The sequence below is a fragment of the Pseudomonas sp. NPDC089734 genome (assembly GCF_044748865.1).
Classification (GTDB): domain Bacteria; phylum Pseudomonadota; class Gammaproteobacteria; order Pseudomonadales; family Pseudomonadaceae; genus Aquipseudomonas.
Genome location: NZ_JBIVGV010000003.1, coordinates 92,845 through 105,649, shown reverse-complemented (window position 1 = coordinate 105,649; position 12,805 = coordinate 92,845). Strand labels below are relative to the sequence as shown.

Annotated in this window: 12 protein-coding genes and 1 other RNA gene; 4 read left to right on the top strand and 9 right to left on the bottom strand. The window is 60.0% G+C overall.

Annotation, left to right across the window (positions count from 1 at the left end):
* From mraY to rsmI, 9 genes are all read right to left on the bottom strand, one after another.
* Positions 1–1,086: a phospho-N-acetylmuramoyl-pentapeptide-transferase gene (gene mraY, locus ACIPY9_RS05265; RefSeq protein WP_400697662.1), complete on the bottom strand. Its 1,086-nt coding sequence runs from the start codon at positions 1,084–1,086 to the stop codon at positions 1–3.
* The gene (gene murF, locus ACIPY9_RS05260) at positions 1,086–2,453 is read right to left on the bottom strand and encodes a UDP-N-acetylmuramoyl-tripeptide--D-alanyl-D-alanine ligase (protein ID WP_400697660.1); all 1,368 of its coding nucleotides are present in this window, start codon (positions 2,451–2,453) and stop codon (positions 1,086–1,088) included. Before murF ends, mraY begins: the two co-directional genes overlap by 1 nt.
* Positions 2,446–3,909, bottom strand: coding sequence for a UDP-N-acetylmuramoyl-L-alanyl-D-glutamate--2,6-diaminopimelate ligase (locus ACIPY9_RS05255; RefSeq protein ID WP_400697658.1), 1,464 nt, complete (start codon positions 3,907–3,909; stop codon positions 2,446–2,448). The genes murF and ACIPY9_RS05255 overlap by 8 nt, the downstream gene beginning before the upstream one ends.
* The gene (locus ACIPY9_RS05250; protein ID WP_400698299.1) at positions 3,909–5,642 is read right to left on the bottom strand and encodes a peptidoglycan D,D-transpeptidase FtsI family protein; all 1,734 of its coding nucleotides are present in this window, start codon (positions 5,640–5,642) and stop codon (positions 3,909–3,911) included. The genes ACIPY9_RS05255 and ACIPY9_RS05250 overlap by 1 nt, the downstream gene beginning before the upstream one ends.
* Positions 5,642–5,935: a cell division protein FtsL gene (gene ftsL / locus ACIPY9_RS05245; protein ID WP_400697656.1), complete on the bottom strand. Its 294-nt coding sequence runs from the start codon at positions 5,933–5,935 to the stop codon at positions 5,642–5,644. Before ftsL ends, ACIPY9_RS05250 begins: the two co-directional genes overlap by 1 nt.
* Positions 5,932–6,873: a 16S rRNA (cytosine(1402)-N(4))-methyltransferase RsmH gene (gene rsmH, locus ACIPY9_RS05240; RefSeq protein ID WP_400697654.1), complete on the bottom strand. Its 942-nt coding sequence runs from the start codon at positions 6,871–6,873 to the stop codon at positions 5,932–5,934. Before rsmH ends, ftsL begins: the two co-directional genes overlap by 4 nt.
* A gap of 2 nt (positions 6,874–6,875) precedes the next feature.
* A complete protein-coding gene (gene mraZ, locus ACIPY9_RS05235; protein WP_025996300.1) occupies positions 6,876–7,331 on the bottom strand; it encodes a division/cell wall cluster transcriptional repressor MraZ in 456 nt (151 codons plus the stop codon).
* 308 nt (positions 7,332–7,639) lie between these two features.
* Positions 7,640–7,997, bottom strand: an RNA gene (rnpB, locus tag ACIPY9_RS05230) — RNase P RNA component class A.
* Positions 7,998–8,080: 83 nt separating this feature from the next.
* Positions 8,081–8,923: a 16S rRNA (cytidine(1402)-2'-O)-methyltransferase gene (gene rsmI / locus ACIPY9_RS05225; protein WP_400697651.1), complete on the bottom strand. Its 843-nt coding sequence runs from the start codon at positions 8,921–8,923 to the stop codon at positions 8,081–8,083.
* Positions 8,924–9,228: 305 nt separating this feature from the next.
* On the opposite strand from rsmI, the gene ACIPY9_RS05220 reads away from it, so the two are divergent.
* The 4 genes from ACIPY9_RS05220 to ACIPY9_RS05205 all read left to right on the top strand — a co-directional run bounded on the left by ACIPY9_RS05220 (position 9,229) and on the right by ACIPY9_RS05205 (position 12,753).
* Positions 9,229–11,043, top strand: coding sequence for a penicillin-binding protein activator (locus tag ACIPY9_RS05220; protein WP_400697648.1), 1,815 nt, complete (start codon positions 9,229–9,231; stop codon positions 11,041–11,043).
* Positions 11,043–11,414, top strand: a complete 372-nt coding sequence (locus ACIPY9_RS05215) for a YraN family protein (protein WP_400697646.1) — start codon at positions 11,043–11,045, stop codon at positions 11,412–11,414. The genes ACIPY9_RS05220 and ACIPY9_RS05215 overlap by 1 nt, the downstream gene beginning before the upstream one ends.
* 170 nt (positions 11,415–11,584) lie before the next feature.
* Complete coding sequence (locus ACIPY9_RS05210; protein WP_400697644.1) at positions 11,585–12,178, top strand: phosphoheptose isomerase; 594 nt, start codon at positions 11,585–11,587, stop codon at positions 12,176–12,178.
* The gene (locus ACIPY9_RS05205; protein WP_400697642.1) at positions 12,175–12,753 is read left to right on the top strand and encodes a BON domain-containing protein; all 579 of its coding nucleotides are present in this window, start codon (positions 12,175–12,177) and stop codon (positions 12,751–12,753) included. The genes ACIPY9_RS05210 and ACIPY9_RS05205 overlap by 4 nt, the downstream gene beginning before the upstream one ends.
* Positions 12,754–12,805 lie beyond the last annotated feature (52 nt).

Here is a 12,805-nt window from a genome sequence, read left to right as displayed (position 1 = left end):
TTACCTCAGTTTCAGCGTTGCAAGGCCGATCAGCACCAGAATGACGGTGATGATCCAGAAACGGACGATCACACGCGGCTCCGGCCAACCCTTGAGTTCAAAGTGGTGATGGATGGGCGCCATGCGGAACACACGGCGACCGGTCAGTTTGAATGAGGCCACCTGAATGACCACTGAAAGGGTTTCCATCACGAACACACCGCCCATGATGAACAGCACGATTTCCTGACGGACGATCACCGCCATGGTGCCCAGCGCCGCACCCAGCGCCAGCGCACCGACGTCGCCCATGAACACCTGGGCCGGATAAGTGTTGAACCACAGGAACCCGAGCCCCGCGCCAATCAGCGCACCCGAGAACACGATCAGTTCACCCGCCCCCGGGACATAGGGAATCAGCAGGTATTCGGCAAATTTCACGTTACCCGACAGGTAGCAGAAGATACCCAACGCCCCGCCCACCATGACAGTCGGCATGATGGCCAGGCCGTCCAGGCCGTCAGTCAGGTTGACCGCGTTGCTGGAGCCGACGATGACGAAATAGGTCAGGACAATGAAACCGACCATGCCCAGCTGGATCCGGACATCCTTGAGCATCGGCACGATCAGCGTGGTTTCAGTTGGTGAAGCCGCAGTCGTATAAAGGAAGATCGCCGCGCACAGGCCGAATACCGACTGCCAGAAATATTTCCAGCGGCTCGGCAGCCCACGGGAGTTCTTCTCGATCACCTTGCGGTAATCGTCCACCCAGCCGATGGCACCGAACAGCAGCGTGACGAGCAGGACAACCCAGACATAGCGGTTGCTCAAGTCAGCCCACAGCAGGGTGCTGATACCGATGGACGACAGAATGAGCGCGCCCCCCATGGTCGGGGTACCGGACTTGGAAAGATGCGATTGCGGACCATCGTTGCGTACGGCCTGGCCGATCTGGCGAAGCTGCAGGGTACGAATCATCCAGGGGCCCAGCCACAAAGACAGGGTCAAGGCCGTCAGCACGCCGAGAATCCCGCGCAACGTCAGGTATTGAAAGACCGCAAAGCCTTTGTAGAACTGTTGTAAAAACTCGGCCAACAGCAGCAGCATCAATGTTTCTCCAGGCTAGAACCGCATAAGGCAGCCACGACGTTTTCCATCGCGGCACTACGCGAGCCCTTGATCAGTAAAGTGGTGTTTGGTTCTTGCTCGGCGCCCAGCGCCGCAATGAGTTCGGCCTGACTGGCAAAATGGCGCGCATGCTCGCCGAAGGCGTTGACGGCGTGAACCATCAGCGGACCAACGGCATACAACGCCGAAACCTTGCCGGCGGCATAAGCGCCCACATCGTGGTGGCCCTGCTCGGCCCAGTCGCCCAGTTCACCGATATCGCCCAGCACCAGAACGGTACGGCCCGGGAAATCGGAAAGCAGATCGACAGCAGCATTGATGGAAGAGGGGTTCGCGTTGTAGGTGTCATCGATCACCCGCACGCCATTGCTGGCGATGTGCGCAACGGTGCGCCCCTTGACCGGCTGCACATTGCTCAGGCCGGTCACGATGCCTTCCAGCGTAACGCCCAGTGCATGGGCTGCTGCCGCAGCGGCCAGCGCATTGGTCACGTTATGCTGGCCCAGCAGATTGAGTTGCACACGGGCAGTACCCAACGGGCTGTGCAGGGTAAAGGTCGGGCATCCACGAGCATCTCGCCCGAGGTCACTGGCATACAGGTCGGCCAGGGTGTTGGTCAGTGCAAAGCTGACGATTTTCCGCTCACCGACACGGGCACGCCAGACAGGGAACGCCTTGTCATCCAGATTCAGAACGGCAACGCCGCTGGCATCGAGCCCCTCAAGGATTTCGCCCTTGGCTTCGACGATTCTGTCCGGGCCACCGAACTCACCGACGTGAGCGGTTCCGGCGTTGGTAATCACCGCAACATGGGGTTTGGCCAGGCTGACCGTGAAGGCGATTTCTCCGACACGCGAAGCGCCCAGCTCAATGACCGCCGAGGAATATTCCGGAGCCAGTTCCAGCAGGGTCAGCGGAACACCCAGCTCGTTGTTCAGGTTGCCACGGGTCGCCAGGACAGGCCCGCGCGTGCGCAGGATACTGGCCAGCATTTCCTTGACCGTGGTCTTGCCGCTGGAACCGGTCACGGCTGCGACCGGCCTGTCGACAAAAGCGTTACGGTTGATGGCCCCCAGTTGTGCCAGAGCCTTGCGGGTATCGAGCACCACCAGTTGCGGCAAGTCAGAGCCTTCCACTTCGCGCTCGACCAAAGCCCCGACCGCCCCTTTGGCCGCGACCTGATCCAGGTACTCGTGACCGTCGAAGCGAGGTCCGGTCAGGGCCACGAACAACTGGCCCGGCAAAATGCCGCGGCTGTCGGTACTCACGCCGGTAAAACTGCAATCGCCCACGCGACGGGCATCCAGTGGCGCAACCAGTTCGCTGAAGGTCAATGCTTTAAGCATGTTTGGGCTCCCATGCGTTCAAGGCCCTGGCGGCTTCTTCCAGATCGGAGAACGCGTGACGCTGGCCGTCTATTTCCTGGTAATCCTCGTGCCCCTTGCCCGCCAGCACCACAACATCGGCTGCGTCGGCACCGGCGATCAGTTCGGCAATCGCCTGGGCACGCCCTTCGACGAAGTGCGCAGCTTCAGGCCTGGCAAAGCCCGGACGAATGTCATCGAATATCCGGGCAGGGACTTCTGTCCGCGGGTTGTCATCGGTCACCCACACGCCATCGGCAAGACGCTCGACCACTTCGGCCATCAGCGGACGCTTGCCACGGTCACGATCGCCACCGCAACCAAACAGGCACAGCAAGCGGCCTTTGGCATGCGGACGCAATGCATCGAGCACTTTTTCCAGCGCATCGGGGGTATGAGCGTAATCGACGACCACCAATGGCTTGTCGGCGCCGCCCAGGCGCTGCATGCGACCGACCGGGCCTTCCAGCTTTGGCAGCACCTTGAGAATTTCGTCCAGCGCATACTCCAGACCCAGCAAGGCGCCAATGGCGGCCAATACGTTGCTCAGGTTGAAGCGGCCCAACAGACGACTGCGCAGCAGGTGCTCGCCCTGCGGCGTCACCAGCGTGGCCCGCACGCCATCGTCATCGAACTTCGCATCGCGGCAATACAAGGAAGCGCTGCTGTCCTGGAGGCTGTACGTCACAAGACGCGACGTGTGCCTGATCGCAGCCAGTTCACGACCGAATTCGTCGTCCAGGTTGATGACCCGGCAACGCAGCTCTGACCATGCAAACAGTTTGGCCTTGGCGGCCGCATAGGCCTCCATCGTCCCGTGGTAGTCCAGATGGTCGCGGGACAGGTTCGTCAATACCGCGACATCGAAATCCAGGGCCGTGGCACGTCCCTGATCCAGACCGTGGGACGAGACTTCCATCGCCACTGCCCGAGCACCGGCCTTCTTCAGGTCGGCCAGGGTTGCCTGTACGGAAATCGGATCGGGCGTGGTGTGGCGACCACTTTGCAGCGCGCCATAGAAGCCTGTGCCCAGGGTGCCGACAATGCCGCAGTGCTGCCCCAGCAGATCAAGGGCCTGAGCCACCAGCTGGGTAACGCTGGTCTTGCCGTTGGTACCGGTCACACCCACCAGATTCAGGCCGCGGCTCGGCTCGCCATAGAAACGACCGGCAATGGCTGACAACTGCCCGGCCAGCCCCTTGACCGGAATCAAGGGCACATCGGTGATCGGCAGCACGGTCGCGCCTTCGGCTTCATAAGCCACGGCCGCTGCGCCACGTTGCAGCGCATCGGCGATGTGCGCACGGCCATCGAGCCGGATGCCGGGTACGGCCAGAAACAGATCGCCCGGACGGACGTTGCGGCTGTCGAGGGTCAACTCGCGAATCAGCGGATCGCGATCGGTTTGCGCGAAAATCTTGCTCAGATTGAATGCCATCAGCCACGCCCTCCTTTCACTACTGGGGCAACATTGACCTGCTCTTGTGGTGTGGCAGAGAGGTTGTCAGGCGTTACGTTCATCAGACGCAACGTACCGGACATGACCTTGCTGAATACCGGGGCAGAAACCAGGCCACCGAAATAGCCACCCTTGCTCGGCTCGTCGATCACGACGACGATCGCGTAGCGCGGGTTGCTCATCGGACCGAAACCGGCAAACAGGGAGCGATAGGAGTTTTCCGCATAGCCCTTGGTGCCAATCGAGGTCTTGCGCGCCGTACCGCTCTTGCCGCCGACGTGATAGGACGGCACACGGGCGCGATAAACACCACGCGGGTCCTCGATCACTTGCTGCAACATGCCTTGCAAGGTCTTGGCAGTGTTTTCCGGAATGGCCTGCACCGCCGTCGGCGGCGTATCGCTTTTCAGAATCGTGAGCGGCACGATGCGGCCATTATTGGCCAGCGCGCCATAGGCATGCACCAGTTGCAGAGCCGTCACCGACAGACCGTAGCCATAGGACAGGGTCGCCGTTTCGGCCTTGCGCCATTCACGGTAGTTCGGCAGGTTGCCGACACGCTCGCCCGGGAAGCCCAGGCCGGTGTACTGACCGAAACCGACACGCTGCATGGTGCGGAAAATGGCTTCGCCCCCCACATCGAAGGCGATCTTGCTCATGCCCACGTTACTGGAGTTGATCAGGATTCCCGTCAGATCGAGGATCGGCCCTTCGGTCTTGGTCACGTCGCGAATGGTGTATTTGCCGATCTGCAAGGTGCCCGGATAGACCTCGACCTTGTCGGTCGGCTTCCAGCGGCCGCTGTCCAGCGCTGTTGTCATGGAAATCGGCTTCATGGTCGAGCCCGGCTCGAACACGTCGATGATCGCCCGGTTACGCATGGCGGCAGGCACCATGGTGCGGCGGTTGTTCGGGTTGTAGGTCGGCTGGTTGACCATGGCCAGCACTTCGCCGGTCTTGACGTCCATGATCACCAGGCTACCGGCCTTGGCTTCGTTCTCGACAATGGCGTTGCGCAGTTCGCGGGTCGCCAGGTACTGCAGGCGCAGATCAATAGACAAAGCCAAGGTCTTTCCAGCCTTGGCGTTTTTGGTGACCTGGACGTCCTTGATCAGCCGCCCTCTCCTGTCCTTGATGACCTGCCGCTTGCCGGGCACCCCGGCGAGCCAGTCGTCATAGGCCAGCTCGACCCCTTCGCGACCATGATCATCGAGGTCGGTGAACCCCACCATATGAGCCGTTACATCACCGGCCGGATAGAAGCGCCGGAACTCCTCGATGCCGTAGACCCCCGGCACTTTCAAGTCCAGCACCGACTGCCCCTGCTCCGGCGTCAGGCCGCGCACCAGATAGATGAACTCCTTGGTTGCCTGAGCGTCCAGACGCTCGGTCAACGCCTTGAGGTCTTGCCCCAGCGCAGCAGCCAGCACAGGCCACTTGGATTTGTCCTGCTGCATTTCACGCGGATTGGCCCACAGCGTGGTCACAGGCGTACTGACGGCCAGCGGCTCGCCGTTACGGTCGGTGATCAGGCCACGGTGAGCCGGAATGGGAATATGGCGGACGCTACGAGCATCACCCTGTTCCTTGAGGAACGTGTGATCGATGACCTGCAGATCGACGATGCGCCAGCAAATGGCAAGCACCAGCAGGACGAGCAGCCCCACCACCACGCGGAAACGCCACGGATACAGGGCACCCTCGAGCTTCATCATGGCGCCACCATCCGCACTTCGGCAGCGTTGGGGATGCGCATTTTCAGCTGTTCGGTGGCCAGGTTCTCGATACGGCTGTGGGCTGTCCAGGTGCTTTGTTCAAGAATCAGGCGCCCCCACTCGGCCTGCGCCTTGTCGCGCACGCTCATTTCTGAATAGAGGGAGTTGAGCAACTGCCGGTTCCAGTGGGCGCTGTAGGACACACCGATTGCCGAAATCAGGACGGCAATGAACAACAGCAGCATGATGAAACTGCCGCCGGGCAGAGGCTTGAGGAACACACGGCTCACCTGAGCTTCTCCGCCACACGCATGACCGCACTGCGCGAGCGTGGATTGGCACTGGTTTCGGCGTCAGAGGCAAATTGCGCCTTGCCGATGAGCTTGATCTTCGGCTCGAAGGCCTTGAACTGGATCGGCAGATTGCGCGGCATGTTGTCGGCTTCGCCCTTGACGAGCTTGCGCATGAACAACTTGACGATACGGTCTTCCAGGGAGTGGAAACTGATGACCACCAGACGGCCACCCACTTCCAGAGCATCCAGTGCCGCTTCAAGGCCAGCTTCCAGATCACCCAGTTCGTTATTGACGTGAATGCGCAGCCCCTGGAAGGCGCGCGTCGCCGGGTTCTTGCCTTTCTCCCACGCGGGGTTGGCCACCTTGAGCACTTCCGCCAGATCGGCCGTACGCTCGAAAGGCTGAACCTCACGACGTTGAACCACGGCATTGGCCATGCGTTTGGCGAAACGCTCTTCGCCGTATTCCTTGAATACCCGGGCGATCTCTTCGGCAGGAGCCGTGGCAATGAACTCGGCGGCACTCATACCGCGAGTCGGGTCCATGCGCATGTCCAGCGGGCCATCATTCATGAAACTGAAGCCACGCTCGGGGTCGTCCAGCTGCGGCGAAGAAACGCCCAGGTCCAGCAGAACACCGCTGACCTTGCCCGCCAGACCACGCTCCTGAGTCTCGGAACCCATCTCGGCAAAGCTTCTCTGCACAATGACAAAGCGGCCGTCTTCGGCCGCCAGCGTTTGCCCGGTGGCAATCGCTTGTGGATCCTTGTCAAAACCCAGCAGCCGGCCATCCGGCCCCAGATGTTGCAATATCAACCGACTGTGCCCGCCACGACCAAACGTGCCATCCAGATAGCAGCCATCGGCGCGCACGGCGAGAGCCTCGACGGCTTCTTCGAGCAGCACGGTGATGTGGGTAAAACTGCTATTCATAGTCACAGGATCAGGTCACGTAATTCGTCGGGCATCGCGCCAGGTTGTTGAATGGCTGCAAGGTCGGCATCGGCAAGAGCGTTCCAGGCATCCTCGTCCCACAGTTGAAACTTATTAAGCTGTCCAACCAACATCACACGCTTATCCAACCGGGCATATTCACGAAGACGCGGCGGAACGAGAAAACGCCCGCTGCCATCAAGCTCCAGATCGACAGCATTACCAATCAGAAGCCGTTGCAGCCGGCGGTTCTCTTCACGAAACGTGGCGAGCTCACGGAGCTTCGCCTCAATCAATTCCCACTCGGACAGCGGATAAAGACACAAGCAGGGGTCAACGGCATCAATGGTCACGATAAGTTGGCCAGCGCTACGCGAATCGAGCTCGTCACGGTACCGGCTCGGCATAGCGAGACGGCCCTTGGCATCGAGATTGATTGCGTTTGCACCACGAAACACAGGCGCACTCTCCGAATATTATCTTTTTGCGCTAAAAAAACCCACTTCGTGCCACTTTCTGCCACTTGCGCACACTATAGGAATGCGCCCACCACACCGTCAAGGCACGGTCTTAAGGAAACCCCTTACATTTCGGAGATTTAGGAGTGGTATTGGAGGGCGCGGGATAAATTCACGAAGGTTTTGACGAGCAAACACGAAGTCGCTCAAATGATTGCGACACGAACTTAAAGTAATTTATTAACTGTAAGATTTTTTTTGCATTACGGAGGGGAAAAACAGCTGCAGATAGAGCAGAAGAGAAAAAGGTGGAGAGTCGATCTGTAAGCCGGGTTCTGTCGAGGACAGTCATTCCTCTACGACGGCCATCACTGGACGTCTTTAGCAACCTACCCGGTTCCAGCGCGGGCCACGCCTAGGAACCCTATTTGGTCTTGCTCCGAGTGGGGTTTACCTTGCCACGACCTGTTGCCAGACGTGCGGTGCGCTCTTACCGCACCTTTTCACCCTTACCGGCACCGAAGTGCTTAGGCGGTTATTTTCTGTGGCACTTTCCGTAGGCTCGCGCCTCCCAGGCGTTACCTGGCACTCCGCCCTATGGAGCCCGGACTTTCCTCCCCCCCCTGTTGCGGAACAACAAGAGGCAGCGACTGTCCAATCGACTCTCCGGCGCCAAGGTTAGCGGTACGAGCCCTCAAGAACAAGCATTAAAAGCCCGAGAGGCGTATGCCCATCATGCAAAAAGGGGTCTATTCACCCTTCTGTTTGTCCAATGCGACCTGATAAAGCAGGTTCTTGCGCACCCCGGTAATTTCCGCCGCCAACGCTGCGGCACGCTTGAGCGGCATTTCCTGCAGCAGCAGATCCAGAACCCTGCGCGCCTCCGCCCCGATGACATCCTCTTCTTCCGACTGGGTCCAGCCCGCCACCAGCACCACGCATTCCCCCCGCTGCTGATTGCTGTCCCCTTCGACAAACGCACGCAACTGAGCCAGTGGCAGCCCCTTGAGCGTTTCAAAGGTCTTGGTCAGCTCTCGTGCCAGCAAGGCTGGCCGGTCAGGCCCGAAAACCTGTTCCATATCTTCCAGACATTCGAGAATGCGGTGCGGCGCCTCATAGAAGATCAGCGTGCGCGGCTCTTCCCGCAACATTTCAAGGCGCCCTCTGCGCCCGACAGCCTTGGCCGGCAGAAAGCCTTCAAAGATAAAACGATCGGAAGGCAGCCCTGCCGCCGACAAGGCCGCAATCAATGCACAGGCACCCGGCACAGGAATCACCTGCACACCGGCAGCTCGCGCCTGCCTGACCAGGTGATAGCCAGGATCGGAGATCAGCGGCGTACCGGCATCGGAAATCAGCGCAACGTCATCGCCCGCCAGCAAACGGGTGATGAAGCGACTGCCCTCATCCCGTTCGTTATGTTCATGGCAGGCAGCCAGAGGTGTCGTTATTCCAAAGTGCTGCATCAGACGCGCCGAATGACGCGTATCCTCGGCAGCGATCAGTGCCACTTCGCGCAACACTTTCAAGGCCCGAACGCTCATGTCATCCAGATTGCCGATAGGGGTCGCCACGACATAAAGCGAACCCATGGTGGAATTCGAAACAACCGGAGCAGTCAAAGCGCAGACCTCATTTCTGATAGTTGAAAGTCTGCATTGTACAGACTACGACCCTGACGAATGGGTTAACGCATTCCGGGACGGTGATAAAAAGGCAGTAAAAGCATGATTCAACCTTACAGCAAGATACTGAAACACTCTCGAATCAGGCGTACAGGCCGATAGAACCCCGTATCGAGATCAATATCACTGCTTTGAACACCTTCGAAGTCGCACCCCGGCCAGTGCTTGGGTACAATTCCCCGCTAACTTGCTTGAGTATCAGGAACACATCAATGATCGCCTGCCTGCGGCTGTTCTCTGCCCTCTGCCTCGCTGCCCTGCTTGCAGCCTGTGCCAGCTCGCCCTCATCCAGTCTTGGCGAGCTTCCTCGCACTCCCGACGCCAGCATCGAGCAACTGCTCGAACAGGCGGCGGCCGCCAAGATGCCGGATCAGGCCGCCACCCTGCGCCTGAGCGCTGCCGATCTGGCCAACCGCCAGAATAACCCCGGGCGTGCAGCCCAGATCCTGGCGCAAGTTCCGCTGGATCAACTGAAGCCCGGCCTGCAGGTATTTGCCAGCACCCTGAGCGCAGAACTGGCCATGGGCCGCAACCAGCCGAAGGCCGCGCTGACCGCGTTGAATCACCCAAGCCTGCAACGTCTGGGCGAGCTTTCGGTGGAACAACAGGTCCGCACCCACAAGGTTCGTGCCCGCGCCCTTGAAGCCGACGGTCAAACCATGGCCGCCGCCCGCGAACGCGTATTTGCCGGCCCTCTGCTGCAAGGCACCGAAGCCAGCGCCAACAACGACGCCATCTGGGCACTTGTTTCCTCGCTGCCAGCCGACCAGTTGCAAAGCACCACCACCGACGAAATGGGTGGCTGGCTGAACCTGGCCCGCTCGGTCAAGACCGCCGGTACCCTGGAGCAGCAACAGGCCGCGATCGACACCTGGAAAGCGCAGAACCCGCAACACCCTGCCGCCTTGCAACTGCCAACGGCACTGGCCCAGCTTCGCGCCCTGACCAGTGAACCTCTGACCCGGATTGCCCTGCTGCTGCCACAGGATGGCCAACTGGCTTCCGTGGCCAAGGCCTTGCGCGAAGGTTTCATGGCGGCCCACTATCAGGCCCAGCAAGCCGGCCAGAACCCGCCTGCCATCCAGTTGTTCGACAGCTCCCGTGTCACCTCCATGGACGAGTTCTACCGTCAGGCCAAGGCCGCAGGCGTACAGCTGGTCGTCGGCCCGCTGGAGAAGAATCTGGTCAAACAGTTGAACAGCCGCCAGCAACTGCCGATCACCACACTGGCCCTGAACTACAGCGACTCCAGCGCCGAAGGTCCGGCAGAGCTGTTCCAGTTCGGTCTCGCCGCCGAAGACGAAGCCCGCGAAGTGGCCCGTCGCGCCTGGGCCGACGGCAAGCGCAGCGCTGTCGCCATGGTGCCGAAGGGCGAATGGGGCGACCGCGTACTGGATGCATTCCGTAAAAGCTGGCAGGCCAAAGGCGGCAAACTCATCGCTGCCGAACACGTCGACCAGCCTGTAGCCCTTGCCCAGCAAATTGCCGACCTGTTCCAGCTGCGCAATAGCGAAGGCCGCGCCCAGCGCCTGCAGAGCACTGTCGGCTCGCAGGTCGCCGCACAGCCGACCCGCCGTCAGGATGTGGACTTCATGTTCCTGGCCGCGACGCCTCAGCAAGCCCAGCAGATCAAGCCGACCATGGTGTTCCAGTACGCAGGTGACGTGCCCGTCTATGCGACCTCGCACCTGTTCACCAACAGCAACGATCAGGCCCAGTACATGGACCTGAACGGCGTGCGCTTCTGCGAAACGCCCTGGCTGCTGAATGCCAACGACCCTCTGCGCCAGCAAGTCACCGCTCAATGGCCACAGGCGTCCGGTAGCCTGGGCCGCCTTTACGCCATGGGCATCGACGCCTATCGCCTGGCACCCCGCCTTGGCCAGCTCAAGACACTGCCCGAGAGCCGTATCGACGGCCTGTCCGGCAGCCTGAGCATGGGGCCTGGCCGCCGCGTCGAACGCCAGCTGCCATGGGCTGAATTCGTTGACGGCAAAGTCCAGCGCCTGCCGGACACCAGCCATTGATGCAAGGCGTTTCCCGGCAACAGGCAGGGCGTGAAGCCGAAAGCTACGCCCTGCTGTACCTGCAACAACAAGGCCTGCGTCCCGTTGCGCAAAACTGGTCATGCAAGCGCGGCGAGCTTGATCTAGTCATGCTCGACGGCGATACAGTAGTATTCGTCGAAGTTCGCTACCGCCGCCATTCCGGTTGGGGCGGCGCCATGGAAAGCGTCGACTTTCGCAAACAGGAAAAGCTCATTGCCGCCGCACAGCTTTTCCTGCAACAAGAGTCACAGTGGGCCAGTTATCCCTGCCGTTTCGATGTAATAGCTATAGAGGGAGAGCCCGGCAAAGCCGCTCCCCTGAACTGGCTCAAGCATGCATTCGACAGTTGATTCGCCAGGAGCACAGGCACCGGCAATCAAAACCCTGACGGGCAGTAACACCCTTTATTACCCATTTTGCTATTTGCTTTGCGGGCTGCACATTCAGTGTGCGGGGAGCCGCCGGGAAGACCCGAAGCGCCCTCGACCAGCCGCCGTACGCTCTCATTAAGGTCACATTGATGGACATGCAATCCCGAATTCGCCGGCTTTTCCAGGCCAGCATCGACACCAAGCAACAGGCGATGGACGTGCTTGCACCGTTTATCGAGGAGGCCAGCCAGGTGATGGTCAACGCCCTGCTCAACGAAGGCAAGATGCTGGCTTGCGGCAACGGCGGCTCCGCTGGCGATGCCCAACACTTCTCCTCTGAGCTGCTGAACCGTTTCGAGCGCGAAAGACCCAGCCTGCCGGCCATCGCGCTGACCACGGACAGCTCGACGATCACCTCGATCGCAAACGATTACAGCTACAACGAAATCTTCTCCAAGCAGATCAGAGCCCTGGGGCAACCCGGCGATGTGCTGCTGGCCATTTCCACCAGCGGCAACTCGGCCAACATCATTCAAGCCATCCAGGCCGCACATGATCGAGAAATGATTGTCGTAGCATTGACGGGACGCGACGGTGGCGACATGGCATCGCTATTATTGCCGGAGGACGTGGAGATCCGCGTTCCCGCCAATGTCACGGCACGTATACAAGAAGTCCATCTGCTGGCGATCCATTGCCTTTGCGATCTGATCGACAGCCAATTGTTCGGGAGTGAAGAATGACCCCTAATCGCCTCAGCCTATTGGTTCTTACACTGTGCCTCGGCATCAGTGGATGCAGTTCGGTTCTGACAGCCACTCGTGACACACCGATTGAGGATGACCGCGGAACAAGGACTTTCGGCAGCAAGATCGATGACTCGCTCATCGAAACCAAAGCCGCCGTGAACATCTCGAAAGCACACCCTGATCTCGCCGAAGGCTCGCATATCGTCGTGACCAGCTTCAACGGCATCGTCCTGCTGGCAGGCCAGACACCTCGCGCAGACCTCAAGGCCATCGCCGAACAGGCCGCCAGCTCCGTGCAGCGGGTCAAGAAGGTCAATAACGAACTTCAGGTCATTGCGCCATCGTCCCTGCTGGCACGTAACAACGATGCCTGGCTGACCACCAAGATCAAGACCCAGATGCTGGCGGACAACTCGATCCCCGGCTCGCGCATCAAGGTCGTGACCGAAAACGGGATCGTCTTCATGCTGGGTCTGGTGACACAGGATGAAGCCAATCGCGCCACCAATCTGGTGCAAGGCGTATCCGGCGTTCAGAAGATCGTGAAACTGTTCGAGTACATCGACTGACGATCGATTCAGGCCCGCCGCAAAAGACGGCAGTCATGCGCTCAGGACTTGA

Coding starts and splice junctions, on each gene's coding strand:
- mraY (WP_400697662.1), bottom strand. CDS start 1,086: ATGCTGCTGCTGTTGGCCGAGTTTTTACAACAGTTCTACAAAGGCTTT.
- murF (WP_400697660.1), bottom strand. CDS start 2,453: ATGCTTAAAGCATTGACCTTCAGCGAACTGGTTGCGCCACTGGATGCC.
- ACIPY9_RS05255 (WP_400697658.1), bottom strand. CDS start 3,909: ATGGCATTCAATCTGAGCAAGATTTTCGCGCAAACCGATCGCGATCCG.
- ACIPY9_RS05250 (WP_400698299.1), bottom strand. CDS start 5,642: ATGAAGCTCGAGGGTGCCCTGTATCCGTGGCGTTTCCGCGTGGTGGTG.
- rsmH (WP_400697654.1), bottom strand. CDS start 6,873: ATGAATAGCAGTTTTACCCACATCACCGTGCTGCTCGAAGAAGCCGTC.
- rsmI (WP_400697651.1), bottom strand. CDS start 8,923: ATGGGTTCGCTTTATGTCGTGGCGACCCCTATCGGCAATCTGGATGAC.
- ACIPY9_RS05220 (WP_400697648.1), top strand. CDS start 9,229: ATGATCGCCTGCCTGCGGCTGTTCTCTGCCCTCTGCCTCGCTGCCCTG.
- ACIPY9_RS05215 (WP_400697646.1), top strand. CDS start 11,043: ATGCAAGGCGTTTCCCGGCAACAGGCAGGGCGTGAAGCCGAAAGCTAC.
- ACIPY9_RS05210 (WP_400697644.1), top strand. CDS start 11,585: ATGGACATGCAATCCCGAATTCGCCGGCTTTTCCAGGCCAGCATCGAC.
- ACIPY9_RS05205 (WP_400697642.1), top strand. CDS start 12,175: ATGACCCCTAATCGCCTCAGCCTATTGGTTCTTACACTGTGCCTCGGC.